This is a genomic window from Candidatus Hodarchaeum mangrovi (assembly GCF_975850365.1).
This window is the reverse complement of the sequence record NZ_CDLCQJ010000149.1, coordinates 12,575-37,342: the sequence shown is the minus strand read 5'-3', so window position 1 is coordinate 37,342 and position 24,768 is coordinate 12,575. Positions and strand designations below refer to the sequence as shown.

General features: G+C 31.1%; 26 protein-coding genes. 10 read left to right on the top strand and 16 right to left on the bottom strand.

Annotated elements, in window-relative coordinates:
- Positions 1 to 267 precede the first annotated feature (267 nt).
- The 3 genes from ACWVCY_RS14575 to ACWVCY_RS14565 are packed head-to-tail and all read right to left on the bottom strand — an operon-like array spanning position 268 to position 1,780.
- Positions 268 to 849: a CDP-2,3-bis-(O-geranylgeranyl)-sn-glycerol synthase gene (locus tag ACWVCY_RS14575; protein WP_455143793.1), complete on the bottom strand. Its 582-nt coding sequence runs from the start codon at positions 847 to 849 to the stop codon at positions 268 to 270.
- Positions 843 to 1,397, bottom strand: coding sequence for a CDP-alcohol phosphatidyltransferase family protein (locus tag ACWVCY_RS14570; protein ID WP_455143791.1), 555 nt, complete (start codon positions 1,395 to 1,397; stop codon positions 843 to 845). Before ACWVCY_RS14570 ends, ACWVCY_RS14575 begins: the two co-directional genes overlap by 7 nt.
- Positions 1,397 to 1,780 (bottom strand): hypothetical protein, encoded by a 384-nt coding sequence (locus ACWVCY_RS14565; protein ID WP_455143789.1) that lies wholly within the window; start codon positions 1,778 to 1,780, stop codon positions 1,397 to 1,399. The genes ACWVCY_RS14570 and ACWVCY_RS14565 overlap by 1 nt, the downstream gene beginning before the upstream one ends.
- A gap of 203 nt (positions 1,781 to 1,983) precedes the next feature.
- Here ACWVCY_RS14565 and ACWVCY_RS14560 point away from each other — a divergent pair, with 203 nt between their 5' ends.
- Positions 1,984 to 2,670, top strand: coding sequence for a hypothetical protein (locus tag ACWVCY_RS14560; RefSeq protein ID WP_455143787.1), 687 nt, complete (start codon positions 1,984 to 1,986; stop codon positions 2,668 to 2,670).
- 30 nt (positions 2,671 to 2,700) lie between these two features.
- Positions 2,701 to 3,030, top strand: coding sequence for a transcriptional regulator (locus ACWVCY_RS14555; RefSeq protein WP_455143785.1), 330 nt, complete (start codon positions 2,701 to 2,703; stop codon positions 3,028 to 3,030).
- 44 nt (positions 3,031 to 3,074) lie between these two features.
- On the opposite strand, the gene ACWVCY_RS14550 is transcribed toward ACWVCY_RS14555, so the two are convergent.
- A complete protein-coding gene (locus ACWVCY_RS14550; protein WP_455143784.1) occupies positions 3,075 to 3,659 on the bottom strand; it encodes a methyltransferase family protein in 585 nt (194 codons plus the stop codon).
- Between the two features lie 199 nt (positions 3,660 to 3,858).
- On the bottom strand, positions 3,859 to 4,638 hold the full coding sequence (locus ACWVCY_RS14545) for a proteasome assembly chaperone family protein (RefSeq protein WP_455143783.1): 780 nt from the start codon (positions 4,636 to 4,638) through the stop codon (positions 3,859 to 3,861).
- A 678-nt stretch (positions 4,639 to 5,316) separates the two neighbouring features.
- On the opposite strand from ACWVCY_RS14545, the gene ACWVCY_RS14540 reads away from it, so the two are divergent.
- Positions 5,317 to 5,985 (top strand): winged helix-turn-helix domain-containing protein, encoded by a 669-nt coding sequence (locus ACWVCY_RS14540; protein WP_455143781.1) that lies wholly within the window; start codon positions 5,317 to 5,319, stop codon positions 5,983 to 5,985.
- Positions 5,986 to 6,290: 305 nt separating this feature from the next.
- On the opposite strand, the gene ACWVCY_RS14535 is transcribed toward ACWVCY_RS14540, so the two are convergent.
- Complete coding sequence (locus tag ACWVCY_RS14535; protein ID WP_455143779.1) at positions 6,291 to 7,667, bottom strand: MFS transporter; 1,377 nt, start codon at positions 7,665 to 7,667, stop codon at positions 6,291 to 6,293.
- Positions 7,668 to 7,936: 269 nt separating this feature from the next.
- On the opposite strand from ACWVCY_RS14535, the gene ACWVCY_RS14530 reads away from it, so the two are divergent.
- On the top strand, positions 7,937 to 8,431 hold the full coding sequence (locus ACWVCY_RS14530) for a hypothetical protein (RefSeq protein ID WP_455143777.1): 495 nt from the start codon (positions 7,937 to 7,939) through the stop codon (positions 8,429 to 8,431).
- 18 nt (positions 8,432 to 8,449) lie between these two features.
- The gene (locus tag ACWVCY_RS14525; RefSeq protein ID WP_455143775.1) at positions 8,450 to 9,163 is read left to right on the top strand and encodes an SDR family oxidoreductase; all 714 of its coding nucleotides are present in this window, start codon (positions 8,450 to 8,452) and stop codon (positions 9,161 to 9,163) included.
- 12 nt (positions 9,164 to 9,175) lie between these two features.
- On the opposite strand, the gene ACWVCY_RS14520 is transcribed toward ACWVCY_RS14525, so the two are convergent.
- The gene (locus ACWVCY_RS14520) at positions 9,176 to 10,582 is read right to left on the bottom strand and encodes a B12-binding domain-containing radical SAM protein (protein WP_455143773.1); all 1,407 of its coding nucleotides are present in this window, start codon (positions 10,580 to 10,582) and stop codon (positions 9,176 to 9,178) included.
- Between the two features lie 323 nt (positions 10,583 to 10,905).
- Here ACWVCY_RS14520 and ACWVCY_RS14515 point away from each other — a divergent pair, with 323 nt between their 5' ends.
- Positions 10,906 to 11,169, top strand: a complete 264-nt coding sequence (locus ACWVCY_RS14515) for a hypothetical protein (protein ID WP_455143772.1) — start codon at positions 10,906 to 10,908, stop codon at positions 11,167 to 11,169.
- Positions 11,170 to 11,174: 5 nt separating this feature from the next.
- Here the strand turns inward: ACWVCY_RS14515 and ACWVCY_RS14510 are convergent, their stop codons facing one another.
- The 4 genes from ACWVCY_RS14510 to ACWVCY_RS14495 all read right to left on the bottom strand — a co-directional run bounded on the left by ACWVCY_RS14510 (position 11,175) and on the right by ACWVCY_RS14495 (position 14,105).
- Positions 11,175 to 12,110: a hypothetical protein gene (locus tag ACWVCY_RS14510; RefSeq protein WP_455143770.1), complete on the bottom strand. Its 936-nt coding sequence runs from the start codon at positions 12,108 to 12,110 to the stop codon at positions 11,175 to 11,177.
- Between the two features lie 102 nt (positions 12,111 to 12,212).
- Positions 12,213 to 12,692, bottom strand: coding sequence for a flavodoxin family protein (locus ACWVCY_RS14505; RefSeq protein ID WP_455143768.1), 480 nt, complete (start codon positions 12,690 to 12,692; stop codon positions 12,213 to 12,215).
- A gap of 24 nt (positions 12,693 to 12,716) precedes the next feature.
- Positions 12,717 to 13,370: a hypothetical protein gene (locus ACWVCY_RS14500; RefSeq protein ID WP_455143766.1), complete on the bottom strand. Its 654-nt coding sequence runs from the start codon at positions 13,368 to 13,370 to the stop codon at positions 12,717 to 12,719.
- 48 nt (positions 13,371 to 13,418) lie between these two features.
- A complete protein-coding gene (locus ACWVCY_RS14495; RefSeq protein WP_455143765.1) occupies positions 13,419 to 14,105 on the bottom strand; it encodes a TetR/AcrR family transcriptional regulator in 687 nt (228 codons plus the stop codon).
- Positions 14,106 to 14,481: 376 nt separating this feature from the next.
- Here ACWVCY_RS14495 and ACWVCY_RS14490 point away from each other — a divergent pair, with 376 nt between their 5' ends.
- On the top strand, positions 14,482 to 14,901 hold the full coding sequence (locus ACWVCY_RS14490) for a hypothetical protein (RefSeq protein ID WP_455143763.1): 420 nt from the start codon (positions 14,482 to 14,484) through the stop codon (positions 14,899 to 14,901).
- 98 nt (positions 14,902 to 14,999) lie between these two features.
- On the opposite strand, the gene ACWVCY_RS14485 is transcribed toward ACWVCY_RS14490, so the two are convergent.
- From ACWVCY_RS14485 to ACWVCY_RS14475, 3 genes are all read right to left on the bottom strand, one after another.
- A complete protein-coding gene (locus tag ACWVCY_RS14485) occupies positions 15,000 to 15,524 on the bottom strand; it encodes a pyridoxamine 5'-phosphate oxidase family protein (protein WP_455143762.1) in 525 nt (174 codons plus the stop codon).
- Between the two features lie 77 nt (positions 15,525 to 15,601).
- Positions 15,602 to 16,180 (bottom strand): ADP-ribosylation factor-like protein, encoded by a 579-nt coding sequence (locus ACWVCY_RS14480; RefSeq protein WP_455143761.1) that lies wholly within the window; start codon positions 16,178 to 16,180, stop codon positions 15,602 to 15,604.
- 6 nt (positions 16,181 to 16,186) lie between these two features.
- Complete coding sequence (locus ACWVCY_RS14475; RefSeq protein WP_455143760.1) at positions 16,187 to 17,731, bottom strand: hypothetical protein; 1,545 nt, start codon at positions 17,729 to 17,731, stop codon at positions 16,187 to 16,189.
- A gap of 263 nt (positions 17,732 to 17,994) precedes the next feature.
- On the opposite strand from ACWVCY_RS14475, the gene ACWVCY_RS14470 reads away from it, so the two are divergent.
- The 3 genes from ACWVCY_RS14470 (at position 17,995) to ACWVCY_RS14460 (ending at position 22,691) form a co-directional block, all read left to right on the top strand.
- Positions 17,995 to 18,951: a hypothetical protein gene (locus ACWVCY_RS14470; RefSeq protein WP_455143758.1), complete on the top strand. Its 957-nt coding sequence runs from the start codon at positions 17,995 to 17,997 to the stop codon at positions 18,949 to 18,951.
- A 64-nt stretch (positions 18,952 to 19,015) separates the two neighbouring features.
- Positions 19,016 to 19,678, top strand: coding sequence for a hypothetical protein (locus ACWVCY_RS14465; protein ID WP_455143756.1), 663 nt, complete (start codon positions 19,016 to 19,018; stop codon positions 19,676 to 19,678).
- A 328-nt stretch (positions 19,679 to 20,006) separates the two neighbouring features.
- Positions 20,007 to 22,691, top strand: a complete 2,685-nt coding sequence (locus ACWVCY_RS14460; protein ID WP_455143754.1) for a hypothetical protein — start codon at positions 20,007 to 20,009, stop codon at positions 22,689 to 22,691.
- 93 nt (positions 22,692 to 22,784) lie between these two features.
- Here ACWVCY_RS14460 and ACWVCY_RS14455 read toward each other — a convergent pair whose 3' ends face one another.
- The gene (locus tag ACWVCY_RS14455) at positions 22,785 to 23,852 is read right to left on the bottom strand and encodes a hypothetical protein (RefSeq protein WP_455143752.1); all 1,068 of its coding nucleotides are present in this window, start codon (positions 23,850 to 23,852) and stop codon (positions 22,785 to 22,787) included.
- Between the two features lie 102 nt (positions 23,853 to 23,954).
- On the bottom strand, positions 23,955 to 24,437 hold the full coding sequence (locus tag ACWVCY_RS14450; RefSeq protein ID WP_455143750.1) for a DinB family protein: 483 nt from the start codon (positions 24,435 to 24,437) through the stop codon (positions 23,955 to 23,957).
- Positions 24,438 to 24,768: the final 331 nt, after the last annotated feature.

The window sequence follows — 24,768 nt, the reverse complement described above, 5'->3', positions numbered from 1 at the left end:
TTCACCATTTGTCTATATCATCAATGATTACCATATTTTAACTTATCCTATGGGTTGGTGAGATTCTTATTATATGAATTTCTTAACTTAACGCAAGAGATTGAAGGAACAGGGCTTAATATGATCAGAGTGAGTTAATATATTCAGAGATGTATGTCCTTGATAAAATATAAATATTAAGATGAGATGTAATTTTCGTTAATAAATAGAATATTCACTATAATAAAATCTAATCCATTTTGCAAAGTTTAAAAAAGAAAAGTGGGATTAAAGGCGTGCTTCTTGTAATCCAACATAATGACTGATCAAGTTTAAACTAATATGTAAGAATAAGGTAATTGGGACAAGGAAGATCAACCATGTCAGTGGAATGGGAACTACAATACTGACAAATAAAATTGAAGTTATTAAAAATCCAAGTTGATCCATAAACATAAAAGACTCTCCTCTTTTAAGTCCAGATCTTCTTTTAATGAAACTTCCTATTATATCTCCAGATAAAGCACCAAATCCTAATAAAAATCCAATCAATGCACTAACTGTGTATATATTCCCATTGAAGAATTTTATAACCATATGGTTAATTATAGTAAGATAATACAGGTTTATCGAGATAAGTTGTGAGAAATATAGTATCGCCATTGAAGTAAGAATTCCTGCTAATACTCCCCCTATGAATCCACGGATTGTTTTCCCATCTCCTAGTATCCTTTTATTATCCAACCATAGTCTTCCACGATCAATTGGACAATTAAATAGAGAACCTCTTCCTAAAAATACTGGAGCTGCATTCGCTACAAATGCTGGAAGAATAAAGATCACTGATTCAAAGATATTGAGGTCTAGCATGGTATATCTCCTCCTGTATGTTGATAATCTAGGATAATGATCTGCAAAATAAAAGAACAAAGGTGGACTAGAAAAATCAGATGAAATAAAGATTCAAAACTGATGATAAAACCAAATAATAGTACTATTCTCTTCATCCCTGGATCGAATTTTGTTTTATCTCTTAATGAGGTCATAATTAAAATAGAATAGATTAATAGTCCGAATAAAATTATAGAAATATCCATGACTAGTGTGAATGCTAAAAAAAGTAATACTTCTAGAGACCGATCAAAAATTAATTCAAGTTTTTCTCCAGTTTGACTTGTAAGACCATACTTTCTAGCGACATTCCCATCAATTCCGTCAAAAAATAACGATATTGACATTATTATCAGTCCCAATTGCCATTCATTTTGTAACACTAATATTACAGATCCTAATCCTATCGTAAATCCAATGAAAGATATTTGATTAGGGGTTAATCTTAAGTAATCATGAAATAATATCCCTATTGGATCCATCATTTGATCATATTTTTCCTTCACTTTAGGTATTCTAATATGCATTAGATAATCGCCTCCAAATGTTTAAACCTATTTTTTCGATGTTTAATCGTATAATTAGAGAAGGGGAAGAAAGGCTTTTTCTCAAATCCTTTAATATAATCTAGAGCTATATGTGATAAAAAGAATAGAACTGGTACATATGTATTTAAATACACACTTAAAGGAATTACCCAAAGGAGAGAAATAGGTTCTTGTAATGGGGTTCTCCAATTCCAATACCGAATAACAGAAAATCCATTTTGTTTTACATAAAGTGGAATTTTGACCAGATGGTCAAGATCAATCAGTATACCAAATAATAGTGCCCATAAAACATCAATTCCTGATAAATCCATCAAATGAATTATTAGAACTGTAATCAGTATATGTATTAAAATATTCATATCATTTTTCTCCATTTCTAGTATTATCGTTTTCGATATGAATGACACTAAACTTAATAGCCTTAAAAATACCAATTAAACTATTTCCAGCAAAATAATCTTCGCTGGAGAGTGATTGTCCTAGAAAAATAGTTTGCTACACAAAGTAGTATTTAAAAGGTTATAAGAGGATTATTTTCTATCATTCAGGCTGGAATAAAGAAATGGATATCCTAAAAGAATTCAGACCCCAACTTGAAATTCTTGATAGAGTTGTAATTTTTGAAAAAAAGGTAGAATTTCACAGATTTTTAATTGTCTTAACATTTGCAGGCTATATTTCAATAATGGGTGGTTTTATAGAATATATTTGTTATCGCATTTTGGGAGTAGATGCCACTTTTTTTATTCTTCAAGCCACTAATATTCCTGAATTAAGTATATCATCTGAACCTATTCTTTTCATCTCGATTTGGTTATTCTATCTGCTTCCATTTGTGAGTTTAGGTATTTATATAATTAATACTCATTCTATTATCCTTTGGAATAGAGCTTACCGTTCAATAGCAATGCTTATTTCTATATTATTTCTTATAACTCATTTATGTATTCTATTAATTGGTATTGATAATCAAATTTGGATTCCAAGTATATGGGGTATTGTAGTTGGATCTGGATTTATTCTTGCAGGACAAATATTCTATTCAGAAACAAATATTAACTTGATTCGTCTTAGTATGTTCATTTATGGTAGTTTTTCAATACTTTTAGGCTTATCGGCTTCTATTATTCTCCCCCTAGAAATAGCGATGTTTATGTTCTGTCTAATTTTTGGTCTAATCTTGATATTATTAAGTATATTTCTCAGAATGAACCTAGTTAAGGTTGTAGCAGTATCTAAAGAAAAATAAATCAAGTTAAAATTTGGAAAGTGAATTAATATGAAGGAAACAAATTTGTTAAGAGAAAACATACCTCTTAATGAGCTTGATTCCACAGTTCATGAACCAGTTAGACTTGGAGTGCTTACACTACTGCACTTAAATTCTTCATTAACTTTTGGAACAATTCAAAAAGGATTGGGTGTTACATCTGGAAATCTGAACACTCATTTGACCAAGCTAATCCAAGAGGAATTTATCAAACAGGAAAAGACCTTTATTGATGTTCGTCCAAGAACGATCATTCATATCACCCCTAAGGGGAGAAACGCCTTGATAAATTATACAAAATGCCTAAAACAAATTTTGGAACAGATTCAACAAGATTGAATGGATTCATAGAGATCCCATTTCTAGTATCATCCAGAAACTATCTAAAGATCTATTCTTGGGATAAACATTGGAACCATCTTTCTATAATCTTCGTATTCCTTTCCGAATTCATTTATCAGCTCCTTTTCCTCCTTCCATGAGATGAGATAAATATAAATTCCCAAAAAAGGTGTTAGAAGTAGAGCATACAGTGCAGAAAGTAGGATTGAAATGCCTAAATGTGCTAATAGTGCCCCAACATATTGAGGATGTCTAACTACTGAATAAACTCCAGTTGTAATAACTTTCTCTGCTCTATGTGTTTCTGCTACTTTTAGAGTAACTTCTAATACACCTTTTAATGATATCCATAACACTATAATGATAATTGGGAGAAAGATAATTAGATGAATAAACGGGATTTTAAAATTAATAGTTGGAACCACAAGAGATTGGTCCTGAAGAATTGGAAGTACGAATCTTGGTTGTGGTGAAAGCCAAATTCCAAACAAAAATATAAAAAATCCCCACCCTGAGATAAGTCCAAGGAGAGCTCCAATCTTCATACCTTTTTCAAGTCCAAATCTTTGTTGTAACTTTGTGTGTTCTAAAGACCAGAAATAGGGTGCTAGTATTATAACCTCCATTATTACACTAAACCAAAACCATGGAAACATTTTAAATTCCAATAATTATTAAAGAGATTTTAAATTTATTAATTATGCCTTAAAGAATTAGCTTTAATGACTTTAAAAATTGATTTTCATCTAGTCCACTTCTTTGGTTTAGTTCCAAATAAAAGGAACAGAATAAATTTTTATTCTTTCGTAATTAATGATTGCTGATTTAGATATAGGTCTTGTCAAAATCTTTACTAGGTTCAAGAGCTGCTGTTGCTTGATCGCGCATCGAAACAGCCAATTGTTCGATTTTTTCTGCTTGAGCTAAAATAGGCTCAATGTGCACATTTAAATGAGGAACTAAAAGGTTTAAAACTTCAATCAGACGGGCAGCTGTACGAATTTCAGGATAATGTTGACGTACTTCTCCTAGGAGAACAATGACATCAGATTTATTAAACCAGCCTTCATTTAGAAGCACAGCACTTAACCCCTTGATGACACCTTGATCTAATAACTTAACACGTTTACTTTTTAACTCAGTACGGCATTTATCTGTTGTACCGACTCCAAATACTCTCATAGGTAATTCTTGAGGAGAATCAGTATAATCACTCAAAAAGCCATCAATGGATACAATTCGTTCTATTTCCTTTTCTTTTGCCCATTGGAAAATCTTTCTACCAATCTCTCGCGTAATTGGTGGATATTGTGGGATTTCTGAAACTAAAAGAGCATTTTTTGTCTCTTTATTGGCATAAATACGAATAGGAAACTTAGGTTTATTATAATAAACGACACATATCGTGGGCAATTGGTTACTATCGCCAACTGCAACTTGGTCGTATTTCCAATTTTCAGGACGACCATCAGCCTCAAGAAGTATATTGGCAACGATCAATGCTAGACTACTGATGCTGGGAAAACATTCAATCAATGTGCCTCCAGAAAGATCGATCTCTGTGACATTCCTAATTTCAAAATCATCTGAATAAAGATGGGTCATAATTATTTCATCTCATTTACTAACTTAAAAAGGTTACAGTATAGAGAATAATCCATTAACTACAGAACTCATCAGGAACTAATTCATAAGAGTGTTGTTTATAAGCAATCTAAATGGTTAAAGGTAGTCTTAGCAAAATCTATCCAATTATAGAAAGATCATTTGTTAATGAGTGAAGTCGGGTTAATTAACATTTAGATCACAACCTAGATCTGTACCAAATTCCGAATCTATTATCTAATTACTTTTTTAATAGGGATTGAATTTCTATTATGGATTGATAGATTCGTTAGACGTTCCTATAAGTAGTGATCCAATTTCTTCTTTACAATTACGTCGAATTAATTTAAGGAATAAGTATTATTAATAGAAATTGGATGAGTAAAAAACTAGCCTTTATTATATCTAACTTCCTTAGCATAAAATCTTCCATTACGAAATTCAGGTTCAAAAGGAGGAGATATCTCCTTCTTTACAAGTTCTGGTGGTTAAACCTCATAATATCCTTAGATTTCCAAGTAAATCAGTTATTTAAATTTTATTTAGTAAACTTTTCAATGTGTACCAATAGGATTGTTATACAAAAATTATTCAATTAATATTTGAATAGTTTTAATTATAGGTAATTTTAATAAAACATGTAGATCACGTCTATAACAGTGAATTTAGGTTTTTCCTGTGAATAAAAATAGAGATAAAAGAAAAATTTTGTATGATTATTGGAATTCAATTCCTTCGTACAAGTTTGTTGACGTAGAAAAGGATAAATACTTTAATCAACCAATACGCAGAGCTATAATCCGTGTTATGCGAAAAGGATTCGAGGAGGATGAAGGAAAACGTCATGTACTCAATGTTATAGAGATCCAATCGCTTTTAAAAGAAAAAGAAGGCATAGATATAACTAAAACTAATTTATATTTTCATCTAAACATATTAGAAGAACTTAATCTAATAAAAACTGTTACAACTTTACTTGAAGGCCCTTTCAAAAGAAATAAGACTAAGTATTTTAGTCGTGTTGCAAGAAATCTATTCATTTCTGATGAATGCATGAATCTCTCTGAAACTCAAAAATACTGTGTGGAATTTAAGAAACTCGCTGAAATTAAGGGTTTTTCCCTACCAACTAACTATAATGAGTTACCTAAAAAAATTATAGATACACAGTTTGATTTTGAACGAAAATTGGGAAAATGGTTGGTTGAGAATGAGGAGATAATTGGTGAGGAAAATATGAATAATATTTTTCAAATTGTCAAGATGATAAATTACATCAATCCAAAATACATTAATTTATATAAAGAATTATTTGAAATTCTAAAAAAAGAAATTGAAGGATTATAGTTTATATTACCAGTGATAACTAATCCTTAATTCTTCCACTTTGGTATCAATAAAAATTTATTCTTGTTTTATCAATTCTTGGTTATCCTCAACTGCAATCCAGTAGGGAAAGTATCTAAAATTAGCGACTCAACAATTGGCACTCCCTAGTTAATATTCCTACCTCTTTTTCTAGGATTTTTATTGGTATAATTGTATTATTAATAGCTTTTTTTCTGAATTCCAGAACATGTAATTCCCATACAGTATGTAAAATTTGATCAGGAATATTTTGAATGTATTTATTACTGAAGGAACACAAGAAATTAGGAATCTACAGAGTTAATTGGCTGAGGATTTGTATCATTCAAAGATCTAATTGTTAAAAAGGTAAAAATGATGGCGATAAAACCAGGAAGAGCAGCAACACCAATGCCTGCTGTAATACCATAATTTTGTACTAAATATCCCGTAATTGGTAATAAAATAATTCCAATTATAGCAGCTATTGTGGGTTGTAAGGAATATATTGAATTTCTCGATTCAGTAGGTATTAAATCGATCATGATTCTTTGTCGTAATACTGTAACTAAGTCTGCAAAGGTTGGAATTAACCCATTCATTAATACAATAACAATTAAGCATGCCACGATATTTAACTTATTTTCAGGGGGAATTAATGATGTTAATAAGATATACCCTGGAAAAAATCCAATAATTAACAATAAAGTTATTATTGATACTTTTTCATTGCGAATCCTATTATTAAATTTTGCAGTAATTAATGAGATCCAGATACCATTCACATAAATTATTGTTCTTAATGTTGCTGCAAACTCATCTGAACCAGTATATCCAAAATAAACAGGTAATAACAAAAGTCTCCCCCAAATTGAAAAAGCAGCAAAGAAAAAAGAGGTTGCCATAATTAAACAAAAAATAGCCTTAGACGAAAGTGTAATGTGAATTCCGCACTTAAGGTAACTTAGATAACTCTTATTCTTTTTAGTATTCTCTGATCGACTCAATTCTACAATTTTTTCCTCTTTATAGTTTTTAACAATCATTAAAATAAAAATTACTAAGAAGCCCATAGCTATACCTTGAACCAAAAAAACAAATTCACGTGAGATCGTGGAGGCTAAGAAACCACCAACCATATATGATAAAGCAGAGGTAATTCGATTTATTGTTAAAAATCGTTGTCGACTAAATCCATAAATTTTTCTTTCAGGATCATTTTTTCCAATTGTTTTTTGATAATTATTTTCAAGCCAAGTATCTAGTGTTCCTGAGAATTGCGCAGAACCCATCCCGTTAATTGCTCCGATGAGTAGGAACATTGGAAAAGAAGTAGCAAAAATCATCAATACTAACCCAATACCCCAACAAATATATGTGAAGAATAGGACCCACCTTTGTCCAATCCAATCAGCTAAGGATCCACTTGGATAATCAAATAACATTTGAATAAATAGAGTAAATGAGATAACAAAACTAGCTTGAGCAAAATTAATTTTTTCAATAATGAAAAGAATCCAAAATGTGCTAGATAATAAGGAAACAAATCCTGCAATTGCTGAAAGAATGACAAAGTTTCTGATAAAGTATTGGGCATCCTTTGGTATTTCAACTATACCTAAGAATTGGTTTAATAGCCCATTTAGGAATAATTGTTGTTTTTTATATGTAATAACCTTCAAAATGAGAAACAACTCCATCAGATGAAGTACTTACGTATCAAATGTATTTTTAATCGTTAATTAATTATAATTCAAATTACTATGGAAACGTAATAATTGTTATATACCTTTTGAATGTGGTGAATTCTGGAAATATCTCTCTCAAATAATAAGTAAGAATTATTTAAAAGAATTTTGAAAAAGAAATTTTGTCGTATCCAAAACATATATTAACCTTAAGACAATTCAAACATATCTTGAAAATTAAAAAATAAGGTTTGAGAAATTAAATGAAAAAGAATTTTTCTTTTAATAAACCTAAAATTAGAGATGAAGAAATTATTAATTATATTAATCAAAGAGAAAACGTCATTACAATTTCGTGGGTTTCACCATATACTGGAATTTTACATTCTTGTCCAGTTTGGGGTATTTTCTTTGATGGAAGATTTTATTTTCAAACAGAAGATTATTTAGCTAAAACTAAAGCTATTAAAAAGGGATATAATCAAATTGGTATTACTATAATTAATCCCCAGCAATTCCCAGATTATTCAGAAGGTGAGATACCTTATATTAGTTTAGGTGGAAAAGCAACTATTCACACAAGTGAATTTAAGAATTTTAAGAAAATCATTGAAGAGATATTTATTAAATATTTTGACGATGAGAAAAAAAGAAAAGAAGTTTTAACCTTTGTCCTAGAAAAAGTGAAATCACGGGTATTGATAGAAGTCTTCCCTAAATGGATTAAGGCTGGAAAGGTTCCCAAAATAAAAAATTAAACAAATGAGAGATGTTTTTTGAGAGATGTAATCATCACTGGTGGAAGTAGAGGATTAGGTTTGGAATTCACAAAGCAATTCTTAAAGAATGGTCATCGAATTTTTACTGGTAGTCGATTTCCAAAGAATAGTAAAGAATTGGATCACGTTAAAAATGAATATGGTGAAAATTTGAAGATCTATCAGTTAGATGTCAGTAGAGAAGAATCAAGGCATGAATTCTATCTTAGAGTATTAGAAAAGACTAATAAAATAGATATTTTAATAAACAATGCAGGAATAATATCAGGGGATGAAAAATCTATCTTACTATTTGGTGAACTCAATCAAGAACTTTTAAGTAAAATATTGTTAGTAAATTCAATTTCACCGTTGATGATGACTGAAAAATTCTTTCCATTATTGAAAAGAGGAAAAGAACCAGTTATTGTAAATATTACTTCTAGTAACGGTTCAATTGCCTTAAGAAAACAAAAAGGAAAATATGGGTACTGTAGCAGTAAAGCAGCTTTAAATATGATAACAAAAATCCTTTCATATGAACTAAAAGATACTGGAATTGTAGTAATTGCACTTCATCCTGGTTGGGTAAAAACATCAATGACAGCAAATGAAGATGCCCCAATGCTCCCTAACGAATCAATAAGTGGTATGATTAAGGTTATTAAATCTTTAAAAATGGAAGATTCAGGAAAATTCTTAGATTGGGAAGGAAAAGAATTACCTTGGTAGGCTGAGGATCTTTTAACCATGTAGTTCTTCAGGAACTATTTCATAGGGGTGTTGTTTGTAGGTTGCTTGGATGATAAAAGGCAATCTTAGTAAATTTTGACCTACTATGGAAAAATTTTTCTGCCTGATTAGTTTCCGGATTAAACGAAGGTATCGCGATGCATTCAGTAGGGGGGAATTGATTAAAAATTCAGCCTTAAGGGTTTTTTCAAACAGCTCTTCTGTAGTAAATTCTGTTGTTCCCGTTCCTTTATCATTATAAGAATAATATTGAGTCGGAGCAATTTTTCCTTCATTGATAGCCTCCTTCCAAAAATCAGATCCAATATTATATTGGAACGGAAATGGTTGCGCAATTTCCAATGTGGAAGCGCGACAATAATTAATGGTAGCATCTATTTCTCGTTCTGTTTCTGTTGGCCCCCCAATAATAAAAGTAGCAATTGTTATTAAATCGTATTTATCTGCGAATTCAAAAGTTCGATCTAGTAATCCTTTCCATTTTCTTGGATTAGAACTGATTTTTTGATACATCCCGATAACACGTGGAACTATTGACTCAATTCCAATTAGTAAACCTGTACCATTTGCTCGCCGCATCAATCGTGCCCCTTCATCATCAATTTGATCTGCGCGAGCTAATGCCCAAAATGGTATATCAAGTCCCTCTTTTACTTTGGTTTTGAACAATTCTTTAGCAAAATTTGAATTTATCTTGAGAGAATCATCAACAAATATGATGTTTTTATAATTTAATTCATTTTGAACGATATGAATTTCTTCAATGATATTTTCAATCGATCGCCGACTATATTTTAGAGTCAGCATATCACGACTACAAAAACGACATTTTCTCCATTGACACCCTCTTCCTACATTCATACTTGCTGAATCATTTATCCATATATTATTCATTTTATTGTACTTGATATGCCGAAGCAGCTTCCGCTCTGGAAAAGGTAATTCATTGATATTTTCAATATAACGGGTCTCATAAAACTTTTTTTTAGTCGTTGTCTGGATAATATCTACTATTTGACTTTCCGCTTCTCCTGAAACAGCAATATCAATGAATGGACTTTCAGAAAAAATATTTTCTTTCATATATGTGACATGCGGTCCCCCTACGAGAGTTATTATATTTGGATTTACTTTTTTTGCAAGTTGCAGAATTTCATAGGCAACTCTTCGAAAAGGAGTCAAGATAGTCACTCCAAGATGAGTGAACTGATTTTGCTTAATATAGTGTGCTAATTTTCTAGGAAACCAGCCTTCAGCTGAAAGATCTAAAATATGGGTATCGATGTTCTGTTGACGAAGGACAGTGACTAAAGAAAGGGCACCAAGAGGTTGACAAAATCTTTCAATGGTTCCCCAGCTACTCGGAGGAAAAATAAATAATACTTTCTCATTACTCATTTAACTTTCATCAACCTTCTCGTTTAAAATGTCTTCCGTAATTTCTTATTTTTCAGTATTGTTTATGATAAATACAGATCCGAAATTCGTAAAAAGATAAAAGAAATAATCCATTTTGGAGATTTCAACGGAAAATTGAAAATTTTGCAGTATATTCTTCCTTAATAGGTGGATATCCCAGAAATATGACATTTGAATAAGCGAAACATGTAATCGAAGAACCTGAGATTATTAAATGGAGAGATCATCCACTAAAGGTTTTTGACATAAATCAAGATGAAAAATTAGACATTATTGGTATGTTGATATACTGGAATGGAGTTTTGCTGACTAAAAAAGCATCAGAATTTTGGATGGAGTACCAAGGCGAGATTTTATCCACTGAATGTCAAGTAAATGTTATAAAGTGGGGAGATGACTATCGAGGATTGCCAGAACCATTCTTAAATAGAGAAAAATGGGATCAAATGATTTTTGAGGACATTGACCAAGATTGTGACTTTGATATTGTTGCAAATTGTGAGGAATATAATACTATGGGCATTGTATTCCTTGCAGTTTTTTGGTTTGAGAATCCTATAATTTAATCTGTCTAGTTTCCCCTCTCTAAATAGTAATAATACATTAATATGTCTGATCGTAACGGAGTGAAATGTTTGATCAATTCTTGTTGTTCGGGAGGAGTTTCTATCAAGTCAGTATAAAACAACATAGGAATATCTTCTCCATAACCTGAATTCAAACATTCTTTTGCTACTTCAATTAAGAGAGGGATGAATGGATCAGGATCCTTGACATTCTTAAATGCTGTAAATCGCTGAATGATTCGTTCTTCTTCTTGTTGAGGGGATTTAAATATGAGAGGTGCTGAGGCAGCTATAAGTTCCTTATTCTCATAAAGTAATACCAAATGCCCAATAGAGAGAACTTTCTCGGTTAAATATTGTCTTATGGCCTCTTCATTAGCAAATTGATCAATATAACGTCCATCATCCTTAATAAGCTGTATTACAGCATCTATATCACTCTCAGTACCAATCCGTGAAGTATATTTAGAATCATAGGTTACTGAAGCGATTTCTGATAAAGAAATAAGAAGAGTTCTCCAAACATTCTTTTCTACAAAGCCTCTACTCTGTAGAAATTCCAGGTTGGATTCAGGTTTGTTCATCGGATTAACTCGAAATTTATAATCAGCTAAGTCTTTCTGTGCTTTAAAATAGCTTAACATATCATCAAACAAGGAACTTTGAACTTCAGGAGGGGTACCAGGTAAGGTCCAAGGATAGCTAAGGATAATTTCTTTGACGTTGTCCTTTACTTTGGCTTGAATATACCCTATCATTTGATTATCTTTGAATGCATATTTTACGTGTTTTGGGTTAATTTTGTCTTTAGAAAATTGTTTTTTTATTTGCTCACCACTAGCAGGTTGAAATTTAAAAGGATTTGCTTCGTTGAACACTTCTGCTTGCTTTTCTTCAAAACCTTGATCTGGCGCCCAGTTCTTATATATAATCTTTGGCATTTTACCTCACTCAAACCATTAAAAGGTAATTTAGTAATAATCAACAGTGTCTTGTTTAAAAATATTTCTTGATGCAAGAAATATTCGGTTGAATTAAAGGGATTAAGAGGCTAGAAGCCTCCCGATTTTTCTTCCAGTTTCAAACATAGCAGTTTCTACTCCCGATTCAAGAGGCCCTTCTCGACCAATGACAATAGAAGACATACGGGGTATTATGGGTTTGATCTTCATTTTTTTCAACTTAGATTCAATCCGTTTTGAAGCACTATTTTCAATAAGAAGCCATCTTCTACTATTCATACGCGAATGATTCCTTGTATCGAAGCTAAATCCCTTTTTTCCTTTAAGATTTAACGTTTTCAGTCGATTCAGAAATTTTTTCATTTCCTTTGATAAACCAATGACATGTGTTGGTCCCCCTATTGCAAGAAAATCATAATTAGGAATTAGATCGATATCTATCTCCTCTATGCTAACACAATCAACCTTTATTCCTTTTTCACTTATTCCAGCAGCTAAACTAGCTGCAACTTTTTTTGTATTCCCAAAGAGAGAATGATATAAAACTAAAGCTTTTTTCATTGCTTTGTCACCATAATCCTTTTTTTATGAAATGTTTTCTATTGAGCTTCCGAATTCTTGGCTTTTTGATTTTAAGTTCGAAAAATCTTGGATAATTATTAAGAAAAGCGATCCAAATGTAACTGGGGCAAATATTGCTACAGTAAAAAGGCTCCAGGTTCCCGCATGAAAGGGAAGGCCAATAATAAGACCAAAAATTGTAGTCCAGTGAAACCAATAAGCGATTGAAGATTGAAAGTTTGTAGGATGGAGCGGCCACCTTTTTTTCCAGAAATTATATTCAATGAACCATAGAAAGATAAGAATAGCCATTAAGATAATACAATAGGTCGCCTTAGCTAGTAATGATATCATATGAATAAAAACAACTCCTAACGTGAGAGTAAAGCTCAAACTATGGAATATTAAACCCGACGTATAATATCGTGAGAAAATTCTTGTTATCTGAGGAGGAGAGAATCCTAATCTTACCAAAAAAATGAAATAAAAGTTAGCTAGTAGTGGGAGCTCAGATAAAAGAAAAAGGGGTAAAATAAAATGTCCTAAGCTATTTCCATTGATATTAAAAACCGCTAGGATTCCCAAACAAATGAATAAAACTAGAAAACAACTAGCTTTTAGACTTGTTAAAATTTGCTTTGCTCTTGTTTGATTAATAAAGAGATTTTTTGTGTACATGTTATCCAACTTGTTTCATTCCTTATAGTTTTTGTTAGAGTACAAAACCTAATCATCATAATGCTTCAATCCTTTGTCAATAATATTAAACAAAACCTCTAAATATTCACGAGCTTTATTTTGGGAAGGATCTTCTGTTGCTGTTCGTCTAATAAGGTCATTAATAGCTGTACCTAAAGTACTAAGAGCCATAACCACACTAAAAGGATCAAGATTTTCATGTACTCCTGCATCTTCCATTGTTTTAGAAATGACTTGTAGCATGAATTTTTCAATGTTCAAGTGAACTGTTCGAAAAGCTTTTTCTCTATCATTTAGAGCGATTTCATTTTCTTCTTTATATAAAATAGCACCAATTATTAGACTCAATCTACCCGACTCCATTAGACTAGCATAGCCAAGATGTTGATCAACAAAGGTTAAATAGGCTTTTCCTAAGGTCATCAGCTCAAATTTGGCGTTAGGATTAGAAAAAGTCTCCTGAAATATAGTATACATAGCATCGAAGGCTCGTGTTATAACTGCAAGGTATAGATCGTCTTTTGAATCAAAATAATTATAAATTGAGGCTTTAGTATATCCTGCTTTTTCGGCAATTTGATTTACCATGGTTTGATCATAACCCTGATTGATAAAAAGCCATTCAGCAGTATCGATAATGTGATTCCGCCGAATATTTTTCCTTCGTTTTGTTCTTAGTTGTTTTTTTAGGTCTTGTTCTTGGTTCTTTTTCATATTGGAGCCTACTATTGTTCTTTGAAGTCATTTAGTGAAGTATTATACTCGGGTAATATTTTTGTACTTGAGTATAAAAAGTATTTCTTAGCGGTAAATTTGAGTTGATTAATAACTCTATCGTTTAAAAGTGCAATATTTATTGAATCATTCATATTAGAGTTTTTACCTTTATGATTTACATAGAATACATTTACATCTCTTATGGTACTTTTTATATAAAAGACAGAGATTTAAACTCATGTTAAAAGGAAAAATATTAATTTAATACAACATTGATCATTATCAAAATTGTCCGTTGTAATTAGGAACATAATCCTTACTATAAAAAGTTGAAATTGAGAGTACAAATTATCCTTTCTAAGGTTTTGATGTCATGCCTAAAAAAAAAGAAGATTCACTTTCTGCTCTCTACGAGAATATTCATCTTGATATTTCCCAAATACGGAAGCTACAACTTGAAATACTGGAATTTCAAGACCAATTGAAAAAACTAGAATATGAAAAAGCTATTATTCAAGGGAATATTAAATTAAGTATTTATAATGAAACCAATGATAAAGAGAATAATGTTTCAAGTAATGAAACCATGCTTCAGATTCTCGTTCAACAACAACTTAGTTCTCATGAAGTCTATCTCAATCTTTTAGAGCAAATTGAAGAACTGGAGCTTAAGGAGAAACAGTTTAAGATTGAAGTTGAATTTCTTTATAATCGGGTCAAACTTAACCAGATTTATTTACGTGTGGGAAATTTTCCTCTTTCGAAAGAAAAAATAAGAGAATTTACATATTAAATAGGGCATATAGGATTATAACACCTATTATTTGTTTCTCTTTTTCGCTAGCCTTCGAACATTAGATTGTGTTAATATAGCAGTTTTTAAAAACAGAATTATAGATATTCCTTCTCTAAACGTCCATTAGGGATTATTACTGAATAAGCTCCTTTAGCATGATTTTTTCGTAATTTCATGGCATTAATCCCTACCCCAAAACATAATACCTTTGGATTAGGAGTCATTTTCAAAAAAGTAAGTGATTCATTAGTTCCTTGTTTCACTTCCATAGAAATTAATCGAAGTATTCTTTTACTCTGAAAAAGTTCACTAATCTCTGGTGTGTCCAAAGGAATAAGTTTAGCTTTCCCATAAAATGTCACAGTTCCTGAAGGAAGAAATCGTAAGCAATAATGAGGGAAAGGGATGATAAATGACACTTGAGGATTTTTTTTAATATTTCTAACTTTTTTATACTTTTTAGAGGTTAAAAAATAAAGGGAAAATTGTGAAGGAGGAGCTGAAACAGCATAAAGAATTCCTGTTGTATGTGGGGTTCCATCTTGATTTAAAGTTGTCAAAATCCCAAATGTCTTTTTTCGAATTTGTTTTTCAATGAAAACAAAACTTTTTTTGTCCAATTTTCTTTATCCATCCATTAAATATCTATAAATATATTTTTTAAGGAAAAAATAAAGTTTATTCTTAGTTAATTAAGCTATAGGGAAGACATTAACAATTCTCGGATTAACCGTGTGACTTTCGGTAAACCATATCCCGTTTTTTGGCTAGTAACTAAAATCATAAATTTTCCGTCCTTGGGTACGGCCAATGCTGCTTGAATGGTATTCTCTACTTCATTAATTAGCTTTGATGAATCTTTCTCCATGGAACTATTTTTAATTAAATCAAATTTGTTACAGACAATAAGACAGGGAATTTTTTGGGCTAAAGGTACAATCCTTTGCTGAAATTCTTTTTTAGCTTCATCAAACCGAGATGAATCATGCGCATCGATTACAAATATCACTACATCACTTTTTTCAATAAAAGCAGCCCAATTATCTCTTAATGCTTCTTGACCCCCCAAATCGATAATAGTTGCTTGAACTAAATCCTCATCATGAACTAGAGTTACTGAGTCCATTGTGGACGCAAGAGTGGGTTTCAGATCTGAAATAAATTTACCTGTTCTCATTCTAATATTCATGGCAGTTTTTCCTGCATAATCTAATCCACAAAAAACCAAGTTAATAGGAGATCCAATTGCTCGAACAGTAGTTTTTAAGTGACTCATTTTAGATCATTCTCTTTTATTTCTAATTAACGACATAATATTAGTTATTTTTTTATGATTTTCAATTGTTATTTCATTAAAATACTGAAAAGCGAGTTCAACGTCCGTAAATATAGTATTGATTTCCGTAGGATTATTTTTTGTTATTTCTTCGTGAATAATGATCATTGACGCACCTATTTTATAGAATAAAATGATTAAATTCCCCACAAGAATATCTTGAGGAATTTCATCAGAGGGAATGAAAATTATTGTATCAGATGACAAGATTCCTCTTTTCCCTTGAATAGAAATCTTATGTTTGACCAACATTTCGGTGAATAGATCTTTCTGCTCTTCTGCAGCAATCAGATGTAATTCACAAGAAAGATTTTCTGAGTCAAAGATCTTAAGAAAAATATCTTCTACAAAATATGAATGAATTAGAACCAAGTAAATTTTTTGTGCATATTTGATATCCGTTTCTAGACGTTTTCGTGTAGAAGAAGGATCAGCAATTGTAGAAAGAAAAATTTCACTGTCAACTAGCTTGACATTTGAATAAGCCAGTTTTAACATTCGAAATTCTGATTCGTGAGAATTTTTATAATTTATTGCTAATTGATATAGTGAATCCCCAAGTTGTGAAATCGTTTTTACAAGTGTTATGTATTTAGTTTTTCTACTTCTCTCCTGTATACTCATTGAAGTAGATTGAAAATACTCTTTTAATCCATCTAATGCCATATTGAATTGGTTTTCACTGGAAAATTGACATTCATTCTTATTTTGTTCGAAAAAAAGGTTTAATTTTTCAATTATTTGTTTTCGATCATTATTAGAATAGTCTAACTTCTGTAAATCATCCTCTAATAACTTTGGATGTGTTTCAAGGATTTCTTGATTATTTTTCTTGATTTGTTCATTGTAAAAATTTCTTTTTTCAATCTTCCCTCCGTTTAGTATCAATTTGGAAAGTATAAATGCACTACAAAGGCTCATTCCCAAAGAAGAAAGGCAGAAAAAGAGCAATGAGAATAAAGAGGGTATTTTTTGACACAATTGTTCTAAATTGGCAAAATAATTCAACAAAATTAGGTGATCACCAATATGAATATTTTTTGAATCATTGGAAGTACTTGTTATTGTGAATTGATCTAGCTTATGTAACAATTCTCGTGCTAATTCTGGATCTAATAAATCAATGGTCTTAATTGTCTTTTTAGATAATCTTTCAATGAGTTCATCAATACTTACAGCTAATATGACTGTTTTGGGACGTGTATGGGACATTACAATTAAATTTAAGTCGATTAAGCTAGGAAATCCATCAGGTAATTCTAAACGTGTCGGACTACAGTGAATATCATTAGCAAGAGTGATTGGTTTTATCTGACCTCCGTGTAAAACTAACGAAAGTAATATTTGTGCCTGAAAATCTTCAAGTTCAGTTTTTAGAAACAACTCTAAAATTTGATGACGAAGAAAAGAATCAAGAGGTATAGGTTCTAGATAATACCTAGTTATTTGATCGATATTTACTCTTTCTTTCTTTTCATCGGAATTAGGCACAAATATTCCTCTTAAATAAATAATTACTTAGAAAATCTCTTTTCACAATTCCTATCAAGATCATTTATCTAAATATTTTCATGTATTTTTTACAAGAATTTAAAAAATCCTTTTGTTTCAATCTTTTTCTTTAATAAATATCAATCAATTTAATAGTTGTCCTGCATTTTAAATGTGAGATTGATCATGTAGCTATTGTAGAGTATAAAAGTGTTAAAGCACAACAAACTGTGGATTCACTAAAGCAGAGAATCGGATGAAGAATGTTGAATAAGAATAGTTTGATATTTTCTTCTATTATGTTCTGTTATTTTTTAGATCGCGGTCCTAGTTCAATTGATTATTTCTTTAATGAGAAGATTAAAGAAGATCCTGATTTAACTGCAGTAAGATTAATGACAAAATCAGTTGCCTTAGTTAAAGGTGATACGGCCCAACAGGTTGAGCAATCAATAATAGATCAGTTAAGTGGCCCAGATATTTTTCCTGTAGACACGGAATATCGAATGGTATGGTATAATTGGTTAATCGCTAATAAGTTCTCCACTGATTCTAGAATACGAAATTCAGGTTCAATTGCAGGTATTTATTGTATCTATAGGAAGAATAAAGAAACTATTATTCGAAATTCCCTTCATATCATTGAAAATATACTCAGAAATATGAGTACTGAATTTCAGAGTATAGATGATATCATCAAAAAGCAATGCAACCTTTCTTCATCTACTCTTATAGGAGAAAAACAGTTTCATGACTTTATAAATAGAAAAAAATCTAATATAATCACGAAGCAACTAAATAAGACTTTAAATATAAGAATACAAGAATATTTGTACCAGTATGGTTTGAAGTATGTATCCCAAATTGAAAAGTTCAAAATCATCCTTCAACAAATGGTATTCAAAAAAGGAACACCAGAAGAAATTATTGATAAAGCTGAAAAAAGAAGATACTGGAATTCGGTTATTGAAGAACTAAACCAAATAATTTCTAACAGAATGCCAAATTTAAATATAAAAAAAGGCGAAACAAAACAATTAGAAATAATCTATAATATACTGTTAAAAGAAAAGATCTGGACTGCATTATCACTCAATGACCCTAATCCAATAATCCAAACAAAAGATGTCGCAAATTTTTTCTTTTACTATTTATTAGCTCATCATCAGTTATTAAAAAGGAAGAAGATTGTACAATTATTTATAGATTTAACTAAATAATTTAATGCATCAAATTAAAATAACTAGATAAAAAAGATACTTATTTAATGTTTGGGTAAAGATCATGAATATTAGATCCATAATAAGGATTTTTCATTTATTGATCCTTTTATTTTCTATCATTTTTTCCCCCATTCATTCCCCAATGGCTAACACTACATTTAATTGGATTATTCACCCAAGAGAATTTAAGATTCCGTTATTTGCTATTAAACAGAACTCAAGCCTAGATTTAATTCCTCCTATTATAACAGGGCCCTCTGATATCAGCTATCTAGTGAATACTACAGGTCATAATATCACTTGGTATATTGCTGATAAGAATCCAAAAAATTATTCCATTCAACGCAATTATCAGTATATTGAGACCGAATGGAATAAAACTTGGACAGAAAATCAATCTGTTACTGTTTCAATCGATGGCCTTCCTATCGGAATCCATCTTTATACGATAATTGCAGAAGATACATGGAATAACAGATTATCAGATGATGTAATTGTAAGTGTGAAAGAAACAGCCAATGTACCCTCATTCCCGATTTCTACACTCTCACCCTTTGATTTAGCTGATTATGTGAATTTATTCTTCCTCTTTGGAATAAGCATGATATTATTATTAATTGTCCTTAGTATCATTAGAAATAGAAAAAAAGAAGAAATACCTATTAAACTCCCTCCCGAGGATCCTTTGGAGTTAGAAGTAATAAAAGAAGAAAATTTCATTTGAGTTGATATAATGGTTATTATTTTACATGGAAAACTTGATATAAATAGTTCCTGTGAGAAAATACCATTAAAATTCATAGCTTTTCGCAGTATTTCAAGAATATACAAAAAAAACTTTAATTCAAGAGATTTAAAGGAGTGATTGAATTTTTCAGTCATAACATATAAAAAATGAAAAAATTTATAAGTAATAACTTTAATAAAGCTATACATTCATAAAGAATTAGGATGAATCAATAGGATCATTAAAGAGAAAAATAATTAGCATGATAATCTTAATTCAATGAAATAAATAAATTTGAGAAGAATGAAATATATGGTGAAAAGTAATGGTAAGAAGTATGAAAAAAACGTGTTGGATGTTTGGATTATCTTTGATAATTCTGTTGATTATTTTTAATAGCGGAATACAAGTGGGAAATGCATACCCTATTCCTCCAATAGTGATTGTTGAAAATCATACAAGAACTCCTATTGTACCTGATCAAGGTGAGACTACAGAAGTTTCTTGTTATGTATATCATAGTGGTGGGTCTGGTTTAAGCGTTAAACTTTATTATAGAATTAATAGTGGAAGTTTTATAGAAGTTACAATGACTAATACAGGAAGTAGTTATGTTAAATGGGAGACTTATAGGTTTTATGAATATGTGAATTTATTACCAGCTCGTAATCGTTATGATTTGGTTGAATATTATATTTTGGCTCGAGCAGTAGCTGATACTGAAATTTCAGAAGACAGATCTCCTTTAACAGGGTATCATAGTTATATTGTGGATGAACCCTCAGAAATCGCTTGGATAAGTCCAGATTCAGGCTCAGAAATCACTTTTGGTCCAATAAATGATTACTTCACTTTTTCTTTCGATTGGAGCTATGTGAATCTAGATGATGCAAAATTAGAGATTGGGAGTCAAACTTTTGACATTTTAGATACTTCAGCAATATTTCAGGTCACTTTAAATGGAGCACCTTTAGCTGGCTCAACTATAGCAGCTACTTTGAAAGGTTATAAAGGATCAAATTTAGTCGCTTCTGACTCTCGTTCTTTTAGTTTTAGAAGATTAGACTATAGTTTAGCATGGAATTCTCCCTCTGAAGGGAATACGATTGCTTTTAGCCCTAGTGGATTAGCTAAATTCAATTTTACATTCAGTCAAGGATATGATATTGATCATGTAAATCTGTATTTCAACGACACGGATATGGGGGAAGTAATTAGTCCTGGAACTGTTTTATTTACCTTCCAAGACTTTCAAGGCTTTATTTATGCTACCTTAAAAGGTTTTAACTCAAATGATGTTGAAGTAGTCCAAAAAACTCGTACATTTGTATTTAGGCGATTGATCGTGGAAGTAATTTGGGAATCACCGGATGAAAATGACACAATTACTTTTAATCCAGGAAATGAGTCTGAAACTTTTAACTTTACTTATTCAAAAGGAACTGATGTTGCTTATGTCACATTAGAACTTAATGGATTAGATATGGGAGTAGTAACGAGTCCTGGATCAGTTACATTTCAATATAATGACAGCTTTCACGGGATTGTAGAAGGAAAACTAAAAGGGTACAACTCTATAGATATAGAAATTTCAAGCGCAATACGTCATTTTAGATTTGAAAAAGAGGTTGCGGTGAGATTTGAAGTACTTAAGGAAAATGAAATTGATCTCGGGAAAAAATTATACTTGATTTTGCATGATCCGAATGGTGATGGTAGCTTTTCAAGCTATGAAGAATCATCTTTATTCTCAATAGGAATTGGATGTGAAATTACATCGAGCCTAACAACTGGAATAGAAATTGGTATCGAACAAGAAAGTAACTTCTTTGGACTTTTCAAGACAGGTGGATCAGCTTCTACGAAACTTTCGTTATCAACTGAAGCAAGTTTAGGATTCGATGCAAGATTTGAGATAATTGATAGTACTTTCTTATCTTCCTCTGATTCCTCCTCTGCAGTTGATTTTATCGGCCCTGGATATGGTGATCGGTATTGGGGTGAACTTTGGAGGTTCAAATATGTTCTCACCATTCATTATATTGAGTACTACAATGGAACAGAGGTATACTACGACCCTCACCTTTGGTGGGGTATTTTACGAGACGCTGAGGCCTATCTTAGTGATTATACTGCTCCCGATGGATGGAAGCAGTTAAATCCAGTACATCAAGATTATCCCGAAGATCAAGTCGAATGGATAGGTGGTATCCTTATAAGTGATGGAGGAGGAACTTATACTAATACTCATGAAGTTACTAGCACCAAAACTATAACTAGTTCTATTTCCATAGGCATCGAAAGTGAAACACAAGCTAAACTTATAGCAGGTGGAGCATATGTGGAAGGAACAGTAGATTTATCCCTGAATACAAAGATTTATGCAGAAATGAATGCGGGGAATACGATTAAGACTAGCTATACTGTCCGTGATGACGAAACAACAGATTCAATTGTACAAAGAGTTGGAATTGACAAAAACTTTGGTACGTATATTTTCAAAACAGAAAAAGACTTTTGTTCAACTTCTAAACCAATAGAACATAATACTATTGATTATATCCCTCCTCAATTTGGTTATCCAACGATTATTTATGATACTGACCAAGATTTCAAAGGACCTACTCCAATGGATAATCCATTAGTCACCGTAAAAATTGAAGAAGAAGGTGGAATTTCAGATGCGTTTATTTACTATTCGATTGATAATGGGACTAGCTGGAGATCAACGTCTTTAACAGAATATTCAGGACTTCCTGAGGTGTGGCACGCAAATATACCTAAACAGGTAAATAATACAGTAGTTTTATGGTATTTAAAAGCCTGGGATGAACGAGGTAATGTTGGAGAAAAATATGATATAACAGGATCATATTTTTCATATAAAGTAGGAATTCTAGTAAATCCTTTTGAGTCACCTACTCCCGGATTTGATCTAGGAATCGTACTACTAGGTTTAGCCTTGGGAGGATTCTTACTTTTAAAACGTAGAAGGCTCTCAACAAAGTGAGAAATTACATTGAATAATTAAAATTTAGAGAAGAACAAAGTAAAAAAAATTTCTCACCTATTTTCTTTTTTCCTGAATTTAGGGCTTTGATACTTAGACTCCTCTTGCAAAATGGAATAATTTATCTTGGAAATGAGGCGCATAATTTTGGACAATTGAAATAACAATATTCAGTTCATCAGACTGTAGATTCTTACGGAAGTTAGAGATCTCTTCCCTTGTGACCTGTTCTCTTTCACACAATTCAATTAATATTGTTACTTTATTAAGAAGTTTATCAAGGAATTTATGGTAAATTTTTGTCTGTAATTCTAAAGGAGCAATCTTAAGAGTTTTAATTAGATTTTCTAAGGAAGAGAGATTCTTTTTCCGCGATACCACCTTTCTTTTATCAACATGAATTTGAGTAATATTTGAATATTTATTTAAAAAATTAACCTGAGAGGAGCAAATAAGGAGATCCCTTGTACTAGGATCTGCATATTGAATAATGTATTCATGTGTTAGTAAACGATGAGGAACAAGGATATTCAATGAATTAACAACACGATCCACTATTTCTTTAATATCAGAAATTATAATCAATGGCTCTTCTAACATCAACGAATAAATGATTGACGCTAGATCTGCTGAGAAATACTCGATTAAAAATTTAAGATCCTCGTGTCTAATTTCTTCAAATTTTAAGGCTTCTGTTGTTGATCGGGAATTAGCTTTAAACTGCTTTAACGTGTCAAAACTATCAATAATCCTTTGATCCAGTTCAAAATTTTGATTAGAGTATTGGAAACTCTTTTGGATCATTTTTGCTGTTTTAAAACATTCTTTTTCAAGCAGAGGGATTTTTTGATAGAAATTCTCAGATTCTTTGATATCTTCTAGATAAGTTAGAGTTACCCAACACGTGTTTTTTTTGTCTAAATCCATCTCCTTCCTGTTAATTTGAAACATATGAAAGAATGCGATTTTTTTCAAGTTTGGAAATGGTAGTATTGCCTGTTTATGATTTAAATTTGATTTCTCTTCCATGCTTCCAATAGAAATAAAAGATTTCACTGCTATGGTTCGCGCAGCTTCCTCTGAATCAAGCGTCGAATAAAACACTAATGGCCCCTTTTTATCGTCAAAAATAGAGAATAATACATCATTATCCACTGCCATTATTTCTCACCTGATTTTATTTCAATTATTATGTATTCATTTTATTAAACCTTTTTATTTCTGACACTGACTTTCTGATATAAGAATTCATAAAATTGATTATTATTCTAGATCTAGAGAAACAAACATGTAGGGGTTATAATCTGTTTCAGGAACTTGAATATTTTTTCGTTTTAATAACATAGCAATCTGACCACGATGATAAGTATGATGATTCAGATTGTTAAAAAGAAGTTCATATGCTGTTATAATATATGGTTGATTTAGCCAGGGGAGAGATATTGTTAAAAGAATATTAGGATTATTTTGTACAAAAGACTCAATCTCATCAAATTGCTGAAAAAGATAGCTCAATAGTTCTTTTGCAGTCATATCTTCAAATTTTGGGGGATCCGTTGGCTTATTTTGCTGTACGTGGGTAAACCAATACCACATTACCTCAATTTTATGGATATATATATCTTGTAATGATTTACCCAATACTTGATCAGCTGTGATCCATTGATCTTGATTAATATTCTCTAAAACTTTTGAAAATTCTTTTTCAGCCCAAAGATGATATTTTATTTGTTTCAGGATATTCATGTTAATTCAACCTAGTAGTTTATATGTTAAAACCTTCTTTTTTTTAAGTGGAACCTTGAGAAAAGATTTAATTTTAAGATTATTTTAGAGTTGCGAGAAAAATATGATAAGAATACCTTGATTCAGAGTAAGAATTTTTATAATCGTACCGAGGGTCTTTTAAAGGCAATTAACTCATCGAATAACAACTTAATCTAAGTAATCAAACATTTTCTGATTACTCTAATTCCAGTTTTTAATAGCTTTGGATAAAAAGGATTTTTTAAACCTAGAATATTGTGAGGAGGTTTTCAAAGCTCATTTGTTCTAAATAAATTTAGAAGTCTTTAAA